Annotated in this window: 22 protein-coding genes; 12 read left to right on the top strand and 10 right to left on the bottom strand. The window is 68.1% G+C overall.

Annotated elements, in window-relative coordinates; genetic code table 11:
* Window positions 1–119 precede the first annotated feature (119 nt).
* Genes ACOZ4O_RS07580 through ACOZ4O_RS07570 form a run of 3 tightly spaced genes read left to right on the top strand, consistent with a single transcriptional unit; the run spans window position 120 to window position 1,702 of the window.
* Window positions 120–1,130, top strand: coding sequence for a bactofilin family protein (locus ACOZ4O_RS07580; RefSeq protein ID WP_424524699.1), 1,011 nt, complete (start codon window positions 120–122; stop codon window positions 1,128–1,130).
* A gap of 7 nt (window positions 1,131–1,137) precedes the next feature.
* A complete protein-coding gene (samp2, locus tag ACOZ4O_RS07575; RefSeq protein ID WP_424524698.1) occupies window positions 1,138–1,341 on the top strand; it encodes a ubiquitin-like small modifier protein SAMP2 in 204 nt (67 codons plus the stop codon).
* Window positions 1,325–1,702 carry a GNAT family N-acetyltransferase gene (locus ACOZ4O_RS07570; protein ID WP_424524697.1) on the top strand — a complete coding sequence of 126 codons (378 nt, stop codon included), beginning with the start codon at window positions 1,325–1,327 and terminating at the stop codon, window positions 1,700–1,702. The genes samp2 and ACOZ4O_RS07570 overlap by 17 nt, the downstream gene beginning before the upstream one ends.
* Here ACOZ4O_RS07570 and ACOZ4O_RS07565 read toward each other — a convergent pair.
* Both ACOZ4O_RS07565 and ACOZ4O_RS07560 read right to left on the bottom strand, forming a co-directional pair.
* Window positions 1,695–3,071 (bottom strand): phosphoglucomutase/phosphomannomutase family protein, encoded by a 1,377-nt coding sequence (locus tag ACOZ4O_RS07565; RefSeq protein WP_424524696.1) that lies wholly within the window; start codon window positions 3,069–3,071, stop codon window positions 1,695–1,697. The two genes, ACOZ4O_RS07570 and ACOZ4O_RS07565, sit on opposite strands and share 8 nt — an antisense overlap.
* An 88-nt stretch (window positions 3,072–3,159) precedes the next feature.
* Entirely contained in the window at window positions 3,160–3,399 is a 240-nt protein-coding gene (locus ACOZ4O_RS07560; RefSeq protein WP_424524695.1) for a GIY-YIG nuclease family protein, read from the bottom strand.
* Window positions 3,400–3,575: 176 nt separating this feature from the next.
* On the opposite strand from ACOZ4O_RS07560, the gene ACOZ4O_RS07555 reads away from it, so the two are divergent.
* Window positions 3,576–3,743: a DUF1931 family protein gene (locus tag ACOZ4O_RS07555; protein ID WP_424524694.1), complete on the top strand. Its 168-nt coding sequence runs from the start codon at window positions 3,576–3,578 to the stop codon at window positions 3,741–3,743.
* Between the two features lie 42 nt (window positions 3,744–3,785).
* Here the strand turns inward: ACOZ4O_RS07555 and rpiA are convergent, their stop codons facing one another.
* Genes rpiA through ACOZ4O_RS07540 form a run of 3 tightly spaced genes read right to left on the bottom strand, consistent with a single transcriptional unit; the run spans window position 3,786 to window position 7,661 of the window.
* Window positions 3,786–4,463: a ribose-5-phosphate isomerase RpiA gene (rpiA, locus tag ACOZ4O_RS07550; RefSeq protein WP_424524693.1), complete on the bottom strand. Its 678-nt coding sequence runs from the start codon at window positions 4,461–4,463 to the stop codon at window positions 3,786–3,788.
* 37 nt (window positions 4,464–4,500) lie between these two features.
* Window positions 4,501–5,625 (bottom strand): ORC1-type DNA replication protein, encoded by a 1,125-nt coding sequence (locus ACOZ4O_RS07545; protein ID WP_424524692.1) that lies wholly within the window; start codon window positions 5,623–5,625, stop codon window positions 4,501–4,503.
* A gap of 44 nt (window positions 5,626–5,669) precedes the next feature.
* Entirely contained in the window at window positions 5,670–7,661 is a 1,992-nt protein-coding gene (locus ACOZ4O_RS07540; RefSeq protein ID WP_424524691.1) for a MutS-related protein, read from the bottom strand.
* 157 nt (window positions 7,662–7,818) lie between these two features.
* On the opposite strand from ACOZ4O_RS07540, the gene ACOZ4O_RS07535 reads away from it, so the two are divergent.
* The 3 genes from ACOZ4O_RS07535 to ACOZ4O_RS07525 are packed head-to-tail and all read left to right on the top strand — an operon-like array spanning window position 7,819 to window position 9,856.
* Entirely contained in the window at window positions 7,819–8,613 is a 795-nt protein-coding gene (locus ACOZ4O_RS07535; protein ID WP_424524690.1) for a hypothetical protein, read from the top strand.
* Complete coding sequence (locus tag ACOZ4O_RS07530) at window positions 8,613–9,011, top strand: hypothetical protein (RefSeq protein ID WP_424524689.1); 399 nt, start codon at window positions 8,613–8,615, stop codon at window positions 9,009–9,011. The genes ACOZ4O_RS07535 and ACOZ4O_RS07530 overlap by 1 nt, the downstream gene beginning before the upstream one ends.
* Before the next feature lie 14 nt (window positions 9,012–9,025).
* Window positions 9,026–9,856, top strand: coding sequence for a hypothetical protein (locus tag ACOZ4O_RS07525; protein WP_424524688.1), 831 nt, complete (start codon window positions 9,026–9,028; stop codon window positions 9,854–9,856).
* Here the strand turns inward: ACOZ4O_RS07525 and ACOZ4O_RS07520 are convergent.
* Window positions 9,853–10,986, bottom strand: a complete 1,134-nt coding sequence (locus ACOZ4O_RS07520; RefSeq protein WP_424524687.1) for a twin-arginine translocase subunit TatC — start codon at window positions 10,984–10,986, stop codon at window positions 9,853–9,855. The two genes, ACOZ4O_RS07525 and ACOZ4O_RS07520, sit on opposite strands and share 4 nt — an antisense overlap.
* 94 nt (window positions 10,987–11,080) lie before the next feature.
* Here ACOZ4O_RS07520 and tatC point away from each other — a divergent pair, with 94 nt between their 5' ends.
* From tatC to ACOZ4O_RS07505, 3 genes are read left to right on the top strand one after another with little or no spacing between them, the layout of a single operon-like run.
* Window positions 11,081–13,285: a Sec-independent protein translocase TatC gene (gene tatC, locus ACOZ4O_RS07515; protein WP_424524686.1), complete on the top strand. Its 2,205-nt coding sequence runs from the start codon at window positions 11,081–11,083 to the stop codon at window positions 13,283–13,285.
* Between the two features lie 24 nt (window positions 13,286–13,309).
* Window positions 13,310–13,483: a ribbon-helix-helix domain-containing protein gene (locus ACOZ4O_RS07510; protein WP_424524685.1), complete on the top strand. Its 174-nt coding sequence runs from the start codon at window positions 13,310–13,312 to the stop codon at window positions 13,481–13,483.
* The gene (locus ACOZ4O_RS07505; RefSeq protein ID WP_424524684.1) at window positions 13,476–14,156 is read left to right on the top strand and encodes a queuosine precursor transporter; all 681 of its coding nucleotides are present in this window, start codon (window positions 13,476–13,478) and stop codon (window positions 14,154–14,156) included. The genes ACOZ4O_RS07510 and ACOZ4O_RS07505 overlap by 8 nt, the downstream gene beginning before the upstream one ends.
* Here the strand turns inward: ACOZ4O_RS07505 and ACOZ4O_RS07500 are convergent.
* Both ACOZ4O_RS07500 and ACOZ4O_RS07495 read right to left on the bottom strand, forming a co-directional pair.
* Window positions 14,153–14,911, bottom strand: coding sequence for an SAM-dependent methyltransferase (locus ACOZ4O_RS07500; protein ID WP_424524683.1), 759 nt, complete (start codon window positions 14,909–14,911; stop codon window positions 14,153–14,155). The two genes, ACOZ4O_RS07505 and ACOZ4O_RS07500, sit on opposite strands and share 4 nt — an antisense overlap.
* Before the next feature lie 24 nt (window positions 14,912–14,935).
* Window positions 14,936–15,622, bottom strand: coding sequence for an SOUL family heme-binding protein (locus ACOZ4O_RS07495; RefSeq protein WP_424524682.1), 687 nt, complete (start codon window positions 15,620–15,622; stop codon window positions 14,936–14,938).
* A gap of 120 nt (window positions 15,623–15,742) precedes the next feature.
* On the opposite strand from ACOZ4O_RS07495, the gene ACOZ4O_RS07490 reads away from it, so the two are divergent.
* The gene (locus ACOZ4O_RS07490; RefSeq protein ID WP_424524681.1) at window positions 15,743–16,486 is read left to right on the top strand and encodes a DNA polymerase sliding clamp; all 744 of its coding nucleotides are present in this window, start codon (window positions 15,743–15,745) and stop codon (window positions 16,484–16,486) included.
* Here ACOZ4O_RS07490 and ACOZ4O_RS07485 read toward each other — a convergent pair whose 3' ends face one another.
* Complete coding sequence (locus ACOZ4O_RS07485) at window positions 16,487–17,074, bottom strand: protein sorting system archaetidylserine decarboxylase (RefSeq protein WP_424524680.1); 588 nt, start codon at window positions 17,072–17,074, stop codon at window positions 16,487–16,489.
* Window positions 17,075–17,158: 84 nt separating this feature from the next.
* Between ACOZ4O_RS07485 and priL the strand changes: the two genes are divergently transcribed.
* Window positions 17,159–18,235 (top strand): DNA primase regulatory subunit PriL, encoded by a 1,077-nt coding sequence (gene priL, locus ACOZ4O_RS07480; RefSeq protein WP_424524679.1) that lies wholly within the window; start codon window positions 17,159–17,161, stop codon window positions 18,233–18,235.
* On the opposite strand, the gene ACOZ4O_RS07475 is transcribed toward priL, so the two are convergent.
* On the bottom strand, window positions 18,232–18,432 hold the full coding sequence (locus ACOZ4O_RS07475; RefSeq protein WP_424524678.1) for a DUF7472 family protein: 201 nt from the start codon (window positions 18,430–18,432) through the stop codon (window positions 18,232–18,234). The two genes, priL and ACOZ4O_RS07475, sit on opposite strands and share 4 nt — an antisense overlap.
* Between the last annotated feature and the right edge of the window lie 103 nt (window positions 18,433–18,535).

The raw sequence follows: 18,535 nt of genomic DNA, 5'->3' as shown, positions 1-18,535 counted from the left end.
GCGTCGAGGGAGGCGCGGGCGCGCCTTAAGTTCCGCGAGACCCCCGCGGGTCGCGCGCGAACACGCGGCGACCTATCGGGCGACGAACGTTTATCGTGCCGTGCGACATTTGTCCGCGTATGGTACGCATACAGCGCCTGCTGCCCCTCCTCCTCGTGGTGGCGCTCGCGCTCGCGGTCGTTCCCGGGAGCGCAGCCGCGGACACGCGCGCCGGCGGCACGGTCGTCGTCGCGGAGAACGAAACGGTCGACGGACTCACCGCGTTCGGCGGCACCGTGGTCGTCCACGGCACCGTCGACGGTGACGTGACGGCGTTCGGCGGCACCGTGGTCGTCTACGGAACGGTTACGGGCGACGTGACGGCGCTCGGCGGCACGGTCGAAGTCGACGACGGCGGCGTCGTTCAGGGCGACCTTACCGCCGCCGGCGGCGCCGTCACCATCGCTGGACGCGTCGGCGGTGACGTGAACGCCGCCGCGGACACCGTCACGCTCACCGACACCGCGGCCGTCGCGGGTACGCTCTCCTACGACGGCGAACTCGTCAGCGCGCCCGGTGCCACTGTCGGGGGCGGCGTCGTCGAAGGTTCCGGCGGGTTCGGCCCGCTCCCTGACATCCCCACCTGGGCCGGCACGGTCTCCAGCATCGTCTCCACGCTCGTCGTCGGCGCGCTCCTCGTCGCCGTCCTCCCCGGGTTTACCGACCGTGTCGCGGACGCCGCCGTGGACGCGCCCGGCCGCTCCGCGCTCTCCGGACTCGGTTTCCTCGTCTTCGTCCCCATCACGCTCATCCTCATCGCGTTCACGCTCATCGGCATCCCCGTCACGATTCTCGGCTTCATCGCGTACGCCGTCCTCCTCACCGTCGGGTACGTCGCCGGCAACTACACGCTCGGCCGGTACATTCTCTCGATTCGCGACATGGAGAACCGCTGGCTCGCGCTCCTCGTCGGCGTTCTGCTCGTCGCGGCGCTCGACTTCGCGCCGCTCGTCGGCGGCCTCGTCCAACTCGTGGTGTTCCTCCTCGGTGTCGGCGCGCTCGTACTCGCGCTCCTCGGCGCGTACCGCGACCGCCGCGACCGCCGGAACGACGACGCGGACGCGACACCCTCAAACGAGTCCCCGAACTAACCCGGGTATGCACGTCACGGTCGAAGTCGTGGGGGACGCCACCCACGAGTTCGACGTTACGGACGCGACGTACGCCGACCTCCTCGACCGCGTGGACCTCAGCCCGCACGAGGTGTCGGTGATGGTGGACGGCCGGCCCGTCCCGGAGGACCAGCCGGTCGACACGGACCACGTGACGGTTCTCAGGCTCATTCGTGGCGGTCGACGTTAGACCCGCCGTCGCCCGCGACCCCCTCGGCGTGATGCGGGTGTTGGACGGCGCGATGCTCGACGTCGACAGCGAGACCGTGGAGCGACGCATCGCGGCAGACGGCGTGTTCGTCGCGGACGACGACCGCCGCATCGTCGGCGCGCTCCTCACCGTTCCCCGGGAGACGGGCGCGCACATCGAGGCCATCGCGGTCCGACGCGCGCGCCGGGACAGCGGCATCGGCTCCCGACTCGTCGCGGCCGCCGCGGAGCGCTGGCGACCGCTCACCGCGGACTTCCGCGGGAACGTCAGGCCGTTCTACGCGTCGCTCGGGTTCGAAATCGAAGAACAGGGAGACCGCTATCGGGGGACGCTCAGATGAGTGGTTCGACGAGGTCGCGGCCCGCGTCGAGCAGTTCCTCGACGCGCTCCTGGCTGCCGGCCTCCGCGTAGACCCGCATCTTCGGCTCCGTTCCCGACGGCCGGACGAGCAGCCACGAACCGTCCGCGAGCAGTATCTTGAAGCCGTCCGCGTCGTTCACGCGCTCCACGCGCTCGCCCGCCACCGTCTCGGGGAGGCGGTCCGCGAGCTCGCGGAGCACGGGCTGCTTGCGGTCTTCGAGACAGTCGACGCTCGTCTTCTCCTGATGGATGTCGCCGTACGTCTCGCTAATCTGGTCGAGGCGGCCGTCGATACCGCCGTCCGCGGCCGCAGCCGCGGCGTACAGCGCCATCAGCACGCCGTCCTTCTCCCGGACGTGTCCGCGCACCGAGTACCCGCCGGACTCCTCGCCGCCGACGAGCGCGTCGTGCTCGCCCATCGCCGCCGCGACCCACTTGAACCCGACCGGGGTCTCCACGACCCCGGTGTCGTGCGCTTCCGCGATGCGGTCCACGAGGAACGTCGTCGACACCGTCCGCACCGCCGGCCCCGCCCGGGTTTCGAGGAGGTAGTCGTAGAGCAGCGCGAAGAACTGGTTTCCGTCGAGGTAGCCGCGCTCGGGCGCGACGGCGGCGACGCGGTCGGCGTCCCCGTCGTTCGCGACGCCGAGGTCGGCGTCGTACTCGTCCACGGCGATTTCGAGGCCTTCGAGGTTCGCGTAATCCGGTTCCGGTGGGGTTCCGCCGAAGTCGGGGTCGCGCTCGTCCCGCAGCGAAATCACCTCTGCGCCCGCGGCGCGGAGGAGTTCGTCCGTCACGCCCCGCCCGCTCCCGTGCATCGCGTCGTACACCACCGTCAGCCCCGAGAGGTCCGCGTCCACGAGGTCCAAGGCGTGCTCGCGGTGCGGCGTCACGAGGTCCACTTCCGAAATTTCGCCCCAGTCCCCCTCGGGCTTCACCGTCGGTTCGTCGAGGTGGGACTCGATGGACTCCGTGACCTCGGGGAGCGCGGGCGCGCCGTCCGCCGGAATGAACTTCACGCCGTTGTACTCCGGCGGATTGTGGGACGCCGTGATGACGACCGCGCCCGCGAGGTCGCGTTCCACGATGGCGTGCGCCACCAGCGGCGTCGGGCAGTCGCGCTCCGGCAGCACCACGTCGAACCCGTTCGACGCGAGCACGCGCGCCACCTCGTCCGCGAACCCCTCGGAGGTTTCCCGCGCGTCGTACCCCACCGCAACCGTCTCGCCATCCCGGCCCGCTTCCTTCAGGTGGGTGGCGACGCCCTGCGCGACCATCCGCACGCGGTCGTCCGTGAACACGTCCAGCGTTTCCCGCCAGCCGTCGGTCCCGAACGCGATCTCGTCCATACCCGGACTCTCGCCGGCATCCGGTAAAACGCCTCGCTTCACGCACCGACCGCCGTTCCACCAGGCGGTCCACCAGCCACTCCACCACTCACTCCAGCAGTCGTTCCTTGCGCCGCCGTGAGAGCTGCTTTATCTCGTACTCGCGGCTCATCGCGGCCGATTTCGTGTCGTACTCCTCGACGTGCCGGAGGGTGACCGGGGTACGGCCGCGGGTGTACTTCGCGCCGTCGCCGGCGTCGTGTTCGGCGACGCGGCGCTCCACGTCGGTCGTGTAGCCCGTGTAGTACGTGCCGTCGGCGCATTCGAGCACGTAGACGTAGTGGGACACGGCCGGTTCGTCGCGTTCAGCGGGCTTGGGGGTTTCCGTTCCACCCCGTAATCCGATGGAGGCATATTCGGTGGGGTTCGTGAGGACGAAACCCGGCGTAAATCGCCCCAGTGAGGCCGGTGTGGCCGTTCCCTTATGGGAAGCCTTATTAAGCGGGGCGGGAAAAAACGGCGTGTATGGCAGACCTCATCGTCAAAGCCGCAGTGAAGGAAGCGCTCGACGACAAGAACGTTGCTTCGGACTTCTACGACGCCCTCGACGAGGAAGTCGAGGAGATCCTCGAGGACGCGGCGCGCCGCGCCGAGGAGAACGGTCGCAAGACCGTTCAGCCGCGAGACCTCTAAACAGGATTTTCCCTTCGTATTTTTCTCGCCGCGTAGCGCCGGCTACGGGTACTCGACCGTCACGCCGTCCTCGTCGCCGATGTGGAGTTCGTCCGCCATCGATGGGAAGACACCGTGGTCGACGATTCCCGGGACGGCGTCGAGGTCGAGCGCGGTCGCGCCGGGGTTCGTGAGGTCGCCGAAATCGCAGTCGAGCACGAGGTTGCCGTTGTCAGTGACGACGGGCCCGTCCTTTCGCTCCGCCTGCCGGAGCGTCGGTTCCGCGCCGAAGTTGCGGACGGTGTCCGCGACGACGGGTTTCGCGTCCGGCAACACCTCCACGGGAACGGGATGGTCGAGCACGGAGACGACCTTCGAGGGGTCGGCGACGACGACGAAGCGCTCCGCGGCGGCGTCCACGTACTTCTCGCGGGCGTGCGCCGCGCCGCCGCCCTTGACGAGGTCCGCGCCCGTCACTTGGTCCGCGCCGTCGATGGCGATGTCGAGACTGTCCACGTCCGCGAGCGTCGTGAGCGGGACGCCGGCGTCGCGTGCGAGCTCTCGGGACTGATACGAGGTCGGGACGCCCGCGATGTCGAGGCCCGCGTCGACGCGGTCGCCGAGCGCGCGAATGGCTTCTGCAGCCGTGCTGCCCGTGCCGAGGCCGACGACGTCTCCGTCCTCTACGAGGTCCGCGGCGGACTCGCCCGCGCGGCGCTTCATCTCTTGCGTGTCACTCATGCGTGGGTGGTCGGCCGCCGACGGCAAAAAACACTCACTACAGTCGCTCGCGGACCGCGCCGGGGTCGTGTTCGAGGCTCAACACGCGGGAGCGGCCGCGTCCCTCCAGGCTCTCGTACTCCGCGCGGATGAGGTCGAGCTGGTCGAGCTTGTTCACGATTTCCGTGTAACGCGTGTAGCCGAGGCCGGTGCGTTCGGCGAACGGCTCGTACACGTCGCCCGCGCGCTCGCCGTCGTGGTCGGCGACGACCTCCATCAGCGCGCGCTCGTTCTCCGTGAGGCCGTCGAGCCGCCGCGCGAGGTGGAGGTGTTTGGCTTCCTCGGAGACGGCGTCCACGTCCTCGGCTTCGACGACGGGACTCGCGCGCATCTCCGCGTGCAGTCCCGCGCGCCGCAGGAGGTCGATGCCGATCCGGAGGTCGCCCGCGTCCGCGGTGAACTCCGACACGCGGTCGAGAATCTCCGTGGACACCGCGCCGTCCCGGAACCCGGCTTTCACGCGGTCGCCGAGGATGCTCGCGATTTCGGTGCGGTCGTACACGGGGAAGTAGGCTTCCTCGGGTCGGAAGACGGACTGTACGCGGCCGTCGAGTTCCTCGATGACGTTCAGGTCGAGGTCGGAGGAGACGAGGATGACGCCGACCTTCGCGCCCGCGTGGGTCTCGTGCGCCCGCAGCAGCGAGTAGAGCGCGTCCGACGCCTCGTTCTCGTAGAACAGGTAGTTCACGTCGTCCAGCGCCACCACCAGCACCTCCTCGTCCTCCACGAGCCTGTCCGTCACCTGATTGAACAGCTTCTTGAACGAAATTCCGGAGGAGGGCGGTTCGTAGTCGAAAATAGCCTCGAACACCCGGCTGAACACGGCGTACCGAGTGGAGTCGTGCTGGCAGTTCACGTGCACGGTGCGGACGCCGGTCTGCGCGCCGAGCTCGCCGAACAGCTTCTGGACCGCCGTCGTCTTCCCCGTCCCCGGCGGCCCGCGAACCATCGCGTTCAGCGGGCGGTTCCCGCGGACCGCGGGCCGGAGCGCGTACTGGAGGGTCTGGAGTTGGGATTCGCGGTGCCGGAACACCTCGGGGACGTAGTCGATTTCGAAGACGTGTTCGTCGCGGAACACCGTCTCGTCCCACGACAGCATCCCCTCCTCGGGGTCCTCGGCCATCACGCGAGAGATTCGCCGCAGTCCACTTAACAGTACTGCAGGGATTAGAATTTCTCCAGCAAGCGCCGGTAGAACGCGCGTTCGCGGTCGCTCCCGTCCTCGCCGTCCGCCAGTTTCTCCACGATGAGTTCGGGCGTCGAGCGCGCGAGGTGGTCCTTCACCGGCGAGCGGTTCACGACGAGTTCGCCGTCCTCCAGTCCCACGGCCTGAATGCCGTCCACGGTCACGTCGAACCCGCAGGCGTCCCGTATCTCGCCCGCGAGGTGGCTGACGAACACGCCGCTCGCGCCCGCGTCGTCGAGCGCTTCGAGGATGCCCGCGATGATCTTCGCGGACGCCCCGGGTTCCGTGATGGATTCGAGTTCGTCCACCAACACGAGCGTAGTCGCCTCGGACGCGCCCGTCGCGAGGCGGCCGAAGTCCCGCAGCGTCGCTTCGAACGCGCCCGCGTCGAGCGTCCCCTGGGACTTCGCGTAGTAGTGCAGTTCCTCCACCTCGGGCACGCGCGCGGAGTCGGCGGGGACGGGCAACCCCATGTGCGCGAGCACGACCACCGTGGCGACGAGGTCGAGCGTGCTCGTCTTCCCGCCGGAGTTCACGCCGGACAGGAGCGCGACACCGTCCGCGCCGTAATCCACCGGCTCCACGTCCTCGAACGGAACGTCCAGCAGGGGCGAGCGGCCGCCCTCGATGTCGAACCCGTCGCCGGCGCGCTCGGGCGTCGTGCAGTCGAAGTCGTCGCAGAAGCGCGCGACGGCGAGTTCCACGTCGAGTTCGAGCGCCGCCCGGACGAGCGCCGTCGCGTCTCCGCGGGCGTCCGCGAGGTCCGCCGCGAGCTCGCGTTTCCGCCGCGCCGCCCGCCGGTCGCGCGCCGCCGTGAGTTCCTCTCGAAGCCGTGTGACGGCGTCCTCCTCGCGCTCCACGGGAAACGTCGGGTCGTCCGCGAACGCCTGCCGGGCGACGCTCGCCTCGCCCTCCGTCAGGTCGAGCGCGTCCACGAGGTGGTCGCGGGCCGCCGCGACCGCCTCGTCGAACTCGTCCGCTAACTCCCGGGAGAGCAACGAATCCACGCCGGCGCCGCGCTCCACGAGCGAGAGCAGGTCCGCGCCCTCGATGGTCACGTCCCGCTCCTGAATCGCCTCCCGAAGCCGGTCGTTCGCGACCGATTCCGCCGTCGACACCGCCGCGTCGAGGTCGTTCACCGCGTCCGTGAGTCGGTCGAGCTCGTCGTCGCCCGCGACGCTCCCGTCCGCCTCTAGGCGGGCGAGCGCTCCCTCCAGCGTGTCGAGGTCGAGCGGCGGACTGAGACTGCTGCGACGGTGAACCGCGACGGCGGCCTCCAGGCGGTCGCGGTTCTCGGCGAAGAACGCGAGCGCGCGCTCCGGCACGACCTCCGCCGGGTTCTCCAGCGCGTTCGGCTCGACGCGCACGTCGCCCTCCACGTCAACGCCCGCGAACGCCTCGTCCAGCGCGACGACGGTCGAGTACCCGCGCGCGAGTTCCGCGAGCCCCCTGGCGTCCTCCACGATTTCGACGCTCACCTCCGGAATCAGTTCCTGCGCGCGACTGTACGTCTCCGCGTCCGTCGTCGCGAGACACCGGTCGCGCACCCGCACGCCGGACGGCTCCACCAATGGCTCGACGCCCGCGAGCGCGTCCAGCACGCCGTCCTCGACCTCCCGGCTCCGCGCCCGCTCAACGAACTCCCTGACCTCCGCGATGCGGTCGGGACTCCGCGACGGATAGAGCGTCCGCAGGCGCTTCTCGCCGTACGTCGTCACCGCGCGCTCCGTGAGCAACGCGAGCACGTCCTCGTAGACCTCGCGGGCGCGGTCGGTCGCGAGGAAGCCGCCCGGGTCGTCGTGGCGCGCGCGAATCGCCCCCCGAACGACGCGCGCCGCCCGCCCCTCGCTGATACCCGGCGCACCCGCGATAGCGGCCACGTCCCCGCGCTCCAGCGCGCCCTCCGGGTCGTCCAGCTCCCGGAGCGACGCCGCCGTCTTCGCGCCGACACCCGGCACGTCCTCCAGTTCCATTCGACAACTCTCTACTCGCCCCACCGGAAAAACCTTCGCCCGTGCGTGTCGTTCCGCCCTCTGTTCCGCTTCCCTCGATTCGTACGCTCTCTCCACTTGCACTATCCGCTTCCACTACTGGATTTATTTTGTTTGAAATATTCACCGTAGTATAGAGATGCAACGAGCGCTCGAAACAATCTGTCTCACGCTCTCGCCACTCGGCGGTGGCGCGCTCCTGGTCGCTCGGGTCGTTCCGGCCGACCCGCTCCCGGTCGGCGTCATGGCAGGCGTCCTCTCGATACCCGGCTTCTGGTACGTGCTCCGCTTCGCGCACGACTTCGACTACAAGCGCTTCGCCGCGCACGGAGGCACGCTAGGTCTCGCCGTTTCTCTCGTAGGAGTCGCCGCCGCTCACGCGGCGCTCGGCGTCGTCCTACTCTCGGCTGCCACCGCGTTCGCGCCCGGACTCCTCACCGTCGGCTTGACCTACGCTGTCCTGTGCTGGCTGGGGGTCATTGAAGGACCGAAAGTGTTCGCAGCCCTGGCGGACGACTCTGCCGAGTACGCGCCGTCCCTTCCCTCCCCGAACCGCGTTCTGTCCGCCGCCGGCGCGTGGCTATTCCTCGTCTTCGCGGTGCTCGTCGCCCTCGTCGGAGTTCCGTCACCGGTCGAGGCGAGCGCCACCGGCTGGCTCGGGACGCTTCCGTACGCGTACTCACACGTCCGCGGCCCGTCCCGTCCGTCGGTGCCGTTTCTCGCCCTCGGAACGGTCGTGCACGCGGCACTTACCGCGACCGGCGCAACGATTCTCCTCACGGCGAGCCAACCGACCGCATCGGCGCTCGTGACGTACGCCGCCTGGATAACCGTCATCGCTGTCGCCGTGCTCTCCGCACGCCTGTCGTCTACAACCGTTATTCGGCTCTCCTCCTCGCCATACAGAACTGATAGCCGAGAAAGACCTGACTAATGTCGTCCCGCCGCCTTCCGAGCGTCGTGGTTCAGTGGTCGCCGCTACTGATAGTTCCGTTAGAGTACGTTCTGCACCCAGTCTCAATTGGGGAGGCGCTCGTTTTCTTCCCTGCCGTTACACTCCTTTACCCGTACGAGACGCTTCGATACGGTCAATCAGTGCAGTACGAACGGTTCCGGGAGCGCACGACGTACGGTGTTCTTCCCTGGCTCGTAGTAGGGTACGTCCTCCATGTAATCGCGATGTTCGTCTTTCTCTACGCCGCCTACGCCGCTCTCAACGAACCGGACGGCTGGCTCTTCCTCGCGTTACTCCACGCACCCCTCATGTTCGTCTTCGTCGTCCCACCCGCGGTTGTTCGCATTGCCGGCTTCGTCCACCGGCCAACTATATAAAAGAAGCACAGGTATTGGGGGTCCTGTCCGAGACGAGCGTTCGGGACGTAGCGCTGTTCGTCGGCCTCGGAGCGAGCGCGTACGCGGTTCTCGCGTTGTTCCCGCTTTCGCCGGTGTTCGTCGGCGTGCTGGCCGCGGTGACCGTCGCACCTGGTCTCTGGCTCGTCGTGCGAACGACGACGCCGTTCGAGCATCGAGAATTTGTTCGGGAGCGTGGACGGATTCGCGCCCTCGGGTCGCTGGGCGGACTGCTCGCTATTCCCGGCGTGCTCGCCGCCGGCCTGTACTGGCTGGCCGTCACGCTGTTCGGGACGACGACTGCGCTCGTGTCCGTCCTCGCGTACGTGTTCGCGTGGACAGTCTCGGTGCTCGTCGCGTCCCGCGTGTTCTTCGCGCTCCACGACGACTACTGGACCGGCGACGACCCGGCGCTTCCCCTGACACCGACGCGTCGCCGCGCGCTCCGGTACGCGACCGCGTGGCTACCGTTCGCGGCCATCGTTGCGCTCGCGGCCTTGGTCACGTCCCGCGGCGCGCCGGACATCCCGGTTCTCGTGTTCGCCATGGTCGTGGTGCTCTCGGTGGCCGCGCTCCCCGCCGCGTACGCGTCCCGCCGCTTCCGTGACGGCTCCGAGTCCGTGTCGAGACGCGGCGTCGCGTGGTTCGGCGGCCTGTTTCTCGCGCTCGTTGCGCTCGTCGCCGCGGCCACGGTCGCGGCCGACGCGCTCGGCCTGTTCGACTCGACTGCAGGAACTGTTCTCGTCACAGCAGTCCTCTCACTCGTCGGCCCGTTCTCAGTCACGCGCTTCCCGCACTTCGTCAGCCGTCGTTACGACGAGGGCTAGTTCCCGGTCCAGCGGAGCGCGCCGAGCGTACCCTCGAAGAGGACGACCATGGTGATGGCGACGAGGATGGGGGCGATGCCGGTGGGGTCGGGCGTGAAGAGGAAGGAGATGCCGAGGAAGCCGCCCCAGAAGAGGAGGCGGCGGTTTTCGAGCCAGCGCCGGGTCGTGATGCCCATCATGATGGCGAGCATGATGAAGAGGGGAATCTGGAAGACGATGGCGAGGTACCCCATCAGGATGAGGATGAGGTTGAACGTATCGGAGAGCGCGAACGCGATGTCGGCGACGGGCTGGCTGTAGTTGTAGAAGTAGCCGAAGACGGCGGGGAGGACGACGAAGTACGCGAACGTCAATCCGAGTACGGCGAGCACGAGGCTCATCGGGACGGCGGCGAGGTAGTATCGTCGTTCGTTCGGGTAGAGGCCGGGGCGCATGAACGCGTACGTCTGGTAGACGAACACGGGCAATGCCGCGATCAGTCCGGCGAGGCTCGCGACCTTGAACTGGGTGATGAGGAGTTCGAGCGGCTGATAGAGGTGGGGCGCGCCGCGGCCCGCTCCCGTGGGTGCAGGCGGCGTCGCCGGGATGACGGCGTACCAGAGGTGGGTGATTATCTCCTCGCCGAGCGGCCAGACGGCGATGCTGACGAGGCCCGCGATTGAGACGACGATGGCGAGGCGTTTCACCATCTCCTCGACGTGGTCCGCGAGCGGCAACTCCTCGTCCGTCTCCGGGCCCTGTACGCCCTCGACGGTCTCGTTCTTCCGCTCGACGGGCGTCGCGCCGCTCATGGCCTCGGCGGGCATGTCCGGGAACGCCTCGTCGCTCTCCACGGTTTCCACGCCCTCGCCGCGTTCGTCATCCGCTACTCGTTCGACCGCGGGAGTGGGGGCGACGCGCTCCACCGCGGGCGTCGGCGCGACCCGCCTGACCGCGGGCGTCACGTCCGCCGAATCGACGGGCGGTGCGCTCCCATCGTCGGTGTCCTCGCCCGTCGCGTCGTCGGGTGACGCGGCGCTATCTTCGGGTTTCGAGTCCTGTGGCTCGTCGTGGTCGCCGACCGGCATATCCGCGCCGGGACGCCACTCCTCCCCGTCGCCGGCGCGTTCCCCGTCGTCGCCGTCACCCATTCGTTGCGCGGAAGTACGCGCGTCCCGCGTTATAGGCTTTTTACTTCGTCCAGACGAGAAGATTGATAACTCGCAATCGGCTACCCGCAAGGGAATGAGTAGTTCGGGCGGCGTACGCGAGGACGCAGCGCGCGCTGTTGGCGTCGGCCGCGAGACAATCGGCGTCACGCTCCGCACCCTCCAGAAGAAACTCCAGGTCGCGTTCGTCTTCTTCGTCGTCGGCCTGCTCGGCGGCGTGCTCGGGATGCGCCTCTTCATCTGGCCGCAACTCCGCGCTGACCTCCTCGCGACCGAGGCCCGAATCATCACGCAGACGCCCTTTGACGTCATCCTGATGCAGGTCAAAATCGGGATGATAACCGGTATCCTCGCCACCGTCCCGGCGCTCCTCTATCACGCCCGCGAACCGCTGAAGGAACGCGGCATCATTCCGGATGTCCAAGTGAAGGTCTGGCATCTCGCCGTGTTCGCCGTGTTCGCCACGCTCCTGTTCGCGCTCGGCGTGGCGTACGCCTACGGCCTCTTCTTCCCCATCGTCTTCTATTTCCTCGCGGACTACGCGGTGAAGGCCGGCCTCGCGCCGATGTACTCCATCGTGATGTGGACGGAGTTCATCCTGATGCTCGCGGTGTCGTTCGGACTCGCGGCCCAACTCCCGCTCGTGATGTCCGCGCTCGCGTACGCCGAAGTCGTCCAGTACGAGACGTTCCGCGACAAGTGGAAGTACGCCATCGTCGGTATCTTCCTGTTCGGCGCGGTGTTCTCGCCGCCCGACCCCTTCACGCAAATCCTGTGGGCGCTCCCGCTCTGCCTGCTGTACGGCGTCAGCCTCTACGTCACGAAGGTCGTCGTCACCGCGAAGCGCGGGAGCGAACGCATCGACGTGCTCGGCGTCCTGCGCGAGCGCTGGAACGTCCCGCTCGCCGTCGCCGTCGTCGGGTTCGCGCTCGGGTACGGCGCGTACCGCTACGGCGTCGTCGCCCGCGTGAACGACGCGCTCACCGGCACGATATACCCGCAGGCGTACCTCCTGCCCCAGTACGACCCGCTCCCCGTCGGCATCGCGGTCGGCGTGGTCGCGCTGGTCGGCGCGCTCGCGTACGTCGCGTTCGTCGCCATCGAACGCGCCGCGTCCGCCGAAGCCGAAGTGTACGGCGGACAGGTGCCGAGCCCGGAGAACCTCAACCTCGACGTGCTCGACGCCGCGGGCGTCCGCGCCGCGCCCGAGGAACGATTCGTCGCGATGGACGAGGAGGAAGCGCTCGCCGCCGCCCGCACCGCCATCGACGAGGACGACGACGAGAAGGCCCAGGCCATCCTCGACCGGTTCGACGACGCCGAAGAAGAACGCGAAGAACAGGCCGCCGAGGCCGAGCAGGAGGCCGAGGAAGAAGCGGGAACCATCACGAAGCGCACGGCCGGGATGCTGGACGCGTTCACCGACGACGAGACGACGGAGGACGACGTGGGCGGCTACTACACCGACATTCTCGCTATCGCCGGTGAACTCCGGTCGCGTGCGTTCCGCATCGCCGCGGTGTTCATGAGCGTGCTCGTCGCCGCCTTCGGATTCCTCTACTACGGCGGCCTCGCGACGCTCCGCGACGACTTCATCGGCCGCCTGCCCGCGGACGTCCGCACCGCGAGCAACGCCAGCGCCGGCCCGGCCGCCGACCCCGGAACGGCCGCTTCCGCGATGCAGTGGCCCATCACCCTCCACCCGGTCGAGGCGCTCGTCTTCGAGGCGAAGGTGAGCGCTGTCGCGGCCGCTATCGCCACCCTCCCGCTCGTCGTCTACTACGCGTGGCCGGCGCTCGCGGAACGCGGCATCGTCACGGGCAACCGACGCACCATCGTCGTCTGGGCGGGCGGCGTGTTCGGCGGTCTCGTCGCCGGGAGCGTCCTCGGCTACCTGTTCGTCGCGCCGAACGTCATCACGTACCTCGTCGCGGACGCGCTCCGCGCCGACATGGTCATCAGTTACCGCATCAGCAACTTCCTCTGGATGGTGTTCCTCACCACCGCCGGCATCGGCCTCCTCATGGACGTCCCCATCTCGATGGCGCTGTTCCACGGCGGCGGCCTCGTCTCGTATCGGGCGATGCGGGAGCGCTGGCGGGTCGCCGTGCTCGTGAGTTTCGCGCTCGGCGCGCTCCTCACCCCGGACACGGTGTACACGATGCTCATCGTCGGACTCCCGCTCTCCGCCGCGTACTTCGTCGGCTTGGGCGTGCTCTGGCTGGTGACGCTCGGCGGCCGACGCGGCGGCGGACGCGCGTCCGCGGAACGCACGGCCTAAGTAATACCTCGCGAATACTCGGGTATGCCGAAGATAAGCGTGGACGTGCCCGAGGAGCTCCTCACGGACCTCGACTCGCACGTCGGCGAGAACGGGAAGTTCGTCAACCGCAGCGAGGCCATCCGCGCCTGCATTCGGAAGACGCTCGACCAGCTCGACGAAATCGACGCCCGCCACGGGAGGCTCGACGATGAATAGAGAGTCGCTCGCCACGGGCCGCGTCGTCCTCATCGGCGTGTTCATGACCGCGCTCGTGACGAGTCAGCTCACGGCGTCGAAACTCCTCCTGTTCGAACTGCCGTTCAGCATCCCCGTCACGGGGAGCGAACTCGTGATGCCCGGCGCGGCGCTCGCGTACGCGCTCACGTTCTTCGCCTCGGACTGTTACAGCGAACTCTACGGCCGGAACGCCGCGCGGACGATGGTGAACGTCGGGTTCGCGATGACGCTCCTGATGCTCGCGCTCGTCTGGACGACCATCAAGGCCCCCATCGCACCCTTTTCGGGCGTCGGTCAGTCCGAGTTCAGTCGCGTGCTCTGGTCGAGCGCGAACATCGTCGCCGGCAGCCTGCTCGCGTACGTCGTGAGCCAGAACTGGGACGTGTACGTCTTCCACGCCATCCGCCGCCGCACGGGCGAGCGGTTCCTCTGGCTGCGCAACATCGCGTCCACGGCGACGAGTCAGGCCATCGACACCGTCATCTTCGTCTCCGTCGCGTTCTACCTCGCGCCGAAGTACCTCGGCATCGGAATGCAGTACGAACTGGCGATGGTCGCGTCGCTCATCGTCGGGCAGTACGTCCTCAAGCTCGGAATCGCGCTCGCCGACACGCCGTTCGTGTACGGCACGGTCGCGTACTTCCGGCGCTAAACTAGGGAGGCGAACGCGTAGTTCGGCTTCACGTCCTCGATTTCGATTTCGACCTCGTCGCCCTCGCTCGCACCGGAGACGAACACGGTGAAGCCGTCGACTTTCGCGATGCCGTCGCCCTCGCTCCCCTCGTCCTCCACGGTGACGGTGAGAACGTCGCCGGCCGCGATGGGCGCGTTCACGTAGTTCTTCCCGACGACGTACATCTCGGAGGACGACTCCCGGGACGCGTCGGGGCTGGTGACGCGAACGAAACTGAACGACTCCTCCACGTCCTCGACGAACGCGTCGAAGTCCTGGCCCTCGAACACCTTCACCGCGAAGTGCCCGCCGGGCTTCAGGAGGTCGCGCGCCGTCGCCAGCGCCTGCTGGGCGAGGTAGACGGAGCGCGCCTGGTCGAGGTTGTACTCGCCGGTCATGTTCGGCGCCATGTCCGAGAGCACGACGTCCGCGCTCCCGTTCGCGACCTCCCGCACCTCCGCCTTCGTGTCGTCCTCGGTCATGTCGCCGCGCACCGTCGTCACGCCGTCGATGTCGTCGATGCGCTGGAAGTCCACGCCGATGACGCGGCCCGGCTCCCCGACCTCCTCCGCCGCGACCTGCAGCCAGCCACCGGGGGCCGCGCCGAGGTCCACGACGGTCGCGCCGTGCGGCAGGAGGTCGAGCTCGCGGTCGAGCTGCTTCAGCTTGTACGCCGCCCGCGACCGATAGCCCTCCTGCTTCGACTTGTTGTAGTAGTGGTCCTTCCCGCTCATACTCGAAAATGAGCGCGCGAGCGGTTACGTGCTTCGTTCGCCCGCGAGATACCGCCGCACGCTCGCGCTATCCACTTCCACGACGACCTCGTTCGTCCGGCGGAACGGCGGCGTGAACGGCGCGTCGTACCGCCGCAACGACGGCTCGCCGACCGTCTCGATGTCCGCGTCTTCGAGGGCGTCCGCGAGCGCCGTCTCCTTCTTCCGCACGCGGAACCCGGGCGTCCACCACGAAAAGGAGAGGACGGCGAGCGTCGCGGGCGGGTCGATGACGAGCGAAACGGCGTCGTTCGACGGTTCGGGCGCCGTCTCCGGCGTGTACGATTCGGGGAGGAAGAACGACATCGTCACGTCGCCCTCGGCCGCCTCGGTTTCGACGGGCGCGGTCATGGCGATGGACTCGCCAGCCTCGTCAGTCTCCCCGGTTTCGACGGGCGCGGTCATCGCCACGGACTCGTCGCCGTCGTTCGCGCCGTCGATATACCGATAGAGACGCCGGAACGCCGTCCGTTGCGACGGCGCAGTCGTCTCCACGCGCACTCGCTCGGGATACCGTCGGAGTTCCACGCCGTCCACGTCGCCGACGTGCGTGTAATCGACGCGCTCGACCCGTAGCTTCCCGAGCGCGTCTGCGAGCGTCCACGCGCCCAGCGCGCCCGCCGCGGCACCGACCGCGCCACCGACCACTTTTAGCTTCGTTCGCGTTTCCATACCGAGTGATTCGTCCGCCACCCTGAAAGCCGGTTCGGGCGGGCGAGTCGCGGGCCGCGCTTCACGCACGCGCGCGTACCGTGTGCCTTTTTATGCCGCCTCGTTCTACCTCTGGATAAGATGTTCAAGGCGATTATTAGCGCCGACACGCTCCGCACGACACTCGACGCCGTGAGCGTGCTGGTGGACGAATGTAAGATCCACCTCAACGAGGACGGACTCGCGATTCGCGCCGTCGACCCCGCAAACGTCGGCATGGTCGACCTCGAACTCTCCAGCGACGCCTTCGAGTCGTACGACGCCGACGGCGGCCTCATCGGCGTCAACCTCTCCCGCCTCGAAGATATCGCCGGGATGGCGGACGCCGGCCAACTCATCCATCTGGAACTCGACGAGGAAACCCGGAAGCTCCACATCCAGATCGAGGGCCTCGAGTACACGCTCGCGCTCATCGACCCGGACAGCATCCGGCAGGAACCCGACCTCCCCGACCTCGACCTCCCCGCGACCGTCGTCATCGAGGGCGCGGACCTCGACCGCGCCGTTCGCGCCGCCGACATGGTCTCCGACCACATCGCGCTCGGCGTCGACGAGGCGGACGAACTGTTCTACGTGGACGCCGAAGGCGACACCGACGACGTCCACCTCGAACTCGGCGTGGACGACCTCATCGACCTCGAAGTCGGGCCCGCGCACAGCCTGTTCAGCCTCGACTACCTCAAGGACATGAACAAGGCGATTCCGAAGGACGCCGAAATCACCGCGGAACTCGGCGACGAGTTCCCCGTCAAACTCCACTTCGACCTCGCGGAAGGCCAGGGCAGCGTCACGTACATGCTCGCCCCCCGCATCCAGAGCGACTGACTACGCTTCGTCTACCAATATAGTCTCGCCGGCCCGCACGGTGTCTCCTTCCTCGACGAGGACGTCTGATTTCTCGTACGTCGGCGGGAGTTTCACGTCGGCGCGACTGCCGAAGCTGATGTGGCCGATGCGGTCGCCGCGCTCCACGACCCGTCCGGGTTCGAGGCGGGGGTGGATGCGGCGGGCGAACGCGCCCGCGATGAGCACGACCTCGTAGTCGCCGAACTGGAAGGTGACCCGCTCGTTCCGCTCGGAGTCCTTCGAGAACGCGGGCTTGTGCGCGCCGGGCGTGTGCGTGACGTGTTCGAGGAACCCGGATTTGGGCGCGCGGTTCACGTGCACGTCCGCGGCGCTCATGTAGACGCCGACCCTGAGCCAGTCGTCCTCCTCGCGAATCACGGAGACCGTGCCGTCGGCGGGCGCGACGACGCCGGACTCGGGACTGCTGCGCTCCGGGTCGCGGTGGAACCAGAGGACGAACGCGGGCGCGAGCACGACGACCGCGACGCCGAACGGAACGAACACGAAGGGGAGTGCGGCGACGAGCGCGTACGCCGCGAGCCGTCGCGCACCGGGGGCGAATTGCACACGTGGGGTTCGAACGCCGGGGGTTTGGGTGGTTCGGTCCCTATCCGCGGCGTTTATTCGGGTCCGGCACGACGACGCGAACGAATGGACGCGCGCCACGCCCGATACCCGTTCCTCGCGAGCGCCCGCACGGCGGTCCAGGAGGCCGGCGTGGACCTCGCGGACGTGGTGCAGAACGACGACGCGGTCGTGGAGCGCGCGCTGGAGCGCGTCACCACCGCGGTCACCGAACGCGAGATAGGGGAGTCCGCGCACAGCACGCGCGTCGAACTCCTCTCGTATCCGGTGGCGCGCGTCATCGTCTCGCTCGTGGACGAGAACATCCTCGTGCGGCGGTACGCGCAGGGTGAGGCGAACACCGCGTACGAGCGCTTCCGCGACGATTTCGCGAGCGACGACGACCTCGCGAGCGTCCGCACCGACGCTCGCGTCTCCCGCGACGACCTCCTCACGGAGTTCGACCTCGGAGAACACGTCACTCCCACCGACGAGGGGTTCGACGTGGGCGTCGCCACCTACCTCCTGCTCTCCTCCGGGATTCGCGGCGAGGACTGGCGGCTCGCCAACCGCCGCCTCGACGACGGCCTCGTTCCCGTGACGGGACTCGAACTCGACGAACTCCTCCGGCAGGCCGTCGAGGAACGCGTCGCAGAGGGCCTCCCGCTCGCCGTCCCGGACGCCATCGGGAGCGAACTCGGCGAAGAAGTCTCCGAGGTGAAGACCGTACTCTCCGAACTCGACCTCACCCGGGACATCGACACCGTCGTCCCCGAACTGTTCCCGCCCTGCATGACGCACTTGCTCGAACGCGTCCAGCGCGGCGACCACCTCCCCCACCACAGTCGGTTCGCTATCACGTCCTTCCTCGCGAACATCGGCCTCAGCACGGACGAAATCGTCCAGCTCTACGAGGTCAATCCCGGGTTCGGTGAGGAGATGACGCGCTACCAGACGGACCATATTCAGGGTGAGAGCAGTCCTACCGAGTACACCGCGCCGGCGTGCGCGACGATGAAATCGTACGGCGACTGCGTGAACCCGGACGCGCTCTGCGACCACATCAGCCACCCACTCTCTTACTACGAGGCGAAACTCGACGACGCCGACGAGGACGAACTCGACGACTGGCGCGACGGAGACGAGGAACAGTCCGAGGCCTAGTCGCGCGTCGAGAGGTAGAAGCCGATGCCGCCCATCAGGGCGAGGAAGAGAACGAGACTTCCGACGACTGCGAGCGTTCCCTGACGGCCGAGCGACTCTCCGTTCACCGCCGCGGTTCCGACCAGCGCCGCGATGAACACGACCACGCCGAGCGTCGCCCAGCCGGCCTCCACCAGTTTCTCCCGCTCGAATGCCATACCAAGGGATTCCCGAGAACACGCCAAAAGGGCTTCGAACACGCGCGCTCGCTCTGCCGCCGCTCACGCGCCGAACCCGACCGAACCTTCATCCGTGATACCG

The organism is Salarchaeum japonicum (assembly GCF_049705945.1).
In the GTDB taxonomy this organism is placed as follows: domain Archaea; phylum Halobacteriota; class Halobacteria; order Halobacteriales; family Halobacteriaceae; genus Salarchaeum; species Salarchaeum japonicum_A.
Note: the sequence above shows the minus strand (reverse complement) of the source record. Positions and strands in the feature narration are given on the sequence as shown.

Excerpts from the sequence above, each read along its gene's own strand:
- ACOZ4O_RS07535 (WP_424524690.1), top strand. The coding sequence starts at position 7,819 with ATGCAACGAGCGCTCGAAACAATCTGTCTCACGCTCTCGCCACTCGGC.
- ACOZ4O_RS07475 (WP_424524678.1), bottom strand. The coding sequence starts at position 18,432 with ATGGCATTCGAGCGGGAGAAACTGGTGGAGGCCGGCTGGGCGACGCTC.
- ACOZ4O_RS07505 (WP_424524684.1), top strand. The coding sequence starts at position 13,476 with ATGAATAGAGAGTCGCTCGCCACGGGCCGCGTCGTCCTCATCGGCGTG.
- ACOZ4O_RS07540 (WP_424524691.1), bottom strand. The coding sequence starts at position 7,661 with ATGGAACTGGAGGACGTGCCGGGTGTCGGCGCGAAGACGGCGGCGTCG.
- ACOZ4O_RS07510 (WP_424524685.1), top strand. The coding sequence starts at position 13,310 with ATGCCGAAGATAAGCGTGGACGTGCCCGAGGAGCTCCTCACGGACCTC.
- ACOZ4O_RS07565 (WP_424524696.1), bottom strand. The coding sequence starts at position 3,071 with ATGGACGAGATCGCGTTCGGGACCGACGGCTGGCGGGAAACGCTGGAC.
- samp2 (WP_424524698.1), top strand. The coding sequence starts at position 1,138 with ATGCACGTCACGGTCGAAGTCGTGGGGGACGCCACCCACGAGTTCGAC.
- ACOZ4O_RS07555 (WP_424524694.1), top strand. The coding sequence starts at position 3,576 with ATGGCAGACCTCATCGTCAAAGCCGCAGTGAAGGAAGCGCTCGACGAC.
- ACOZ4O_RS07495 (WP_424524682.1), bottom strand. The coding sequence starts at position 15,622 with ATGGAAACGCGAACGAAGCTAAAAGTGGTCGGTGGCGCGGTCGGTGCC.
- ACOZ4O_RS07530 (WP_424524689.1), top strand. The coding sequence starts at position 8,613 with ATGTCGTCCCGCCGCCTTCCGAGCGTCGTGGTTCAGTGGTCGCCGCTA.
- rpiA (WP_424524693.1), bottom strand. The coding sequence starts at position 4,463 with ATGAGTGACACGCAAGAGATGAAGCGCCGCGCGGGCGAGTCCGCCGCG.
- ACOZ4O_RS07520 (WP_424524687.1), bottom strand. The coding sequence starts at position 10,986 with ATGGGTGACGGCGACGACGGGGAACGCGCCGGCGACGGGGAGGAGTGG.
- ACOZ4O_RS07580 (WP_424524699.1), top strand. The coding sequence starts at position 120 with ATGGTACGCATACAGCGCCTGCTGCCCCTCCTCCTCGTGGTGGCGCTC.
- tatC (WP_424524686.1), top strand. The coding sequence starts at position 11,081 with ATGAGTAGTTCGGGCGGCGTACGCGAGGACGCAGCGCGCGCTGTTGGC.
- ACOZ4O_RS07545 (WP_424524692.1), bottom strand. The coding sequence starts at position 5,625 with ATGGCCGAGGACCCCGAGGAGGGGATGCTGTCGTGGGACGAGACGGTG.
- priL (WP_424524679.1), top strand. The coding sequence starts at position 17,159 with ATGGACGCGCGCCACGCCCGATACCCGTTCCTCGCGAGCGCCCGCACG.
- ACOZ4O_RS07490 (WP_424524681.1), top strand. The coding sequence starts at position 15,743 with ATGTTCAAGGCGATTATTAGCGCCGACACGCTCCGCACGACACTCGAC.
- ACOZ4O_RS07500 (WP_424524683.1), bottom strand. The coding sequence starts at position 14,911 with ATGAGCGGGAAGGACCACTACTACAACAAGTCGAAGCAGGAGGGCTAT.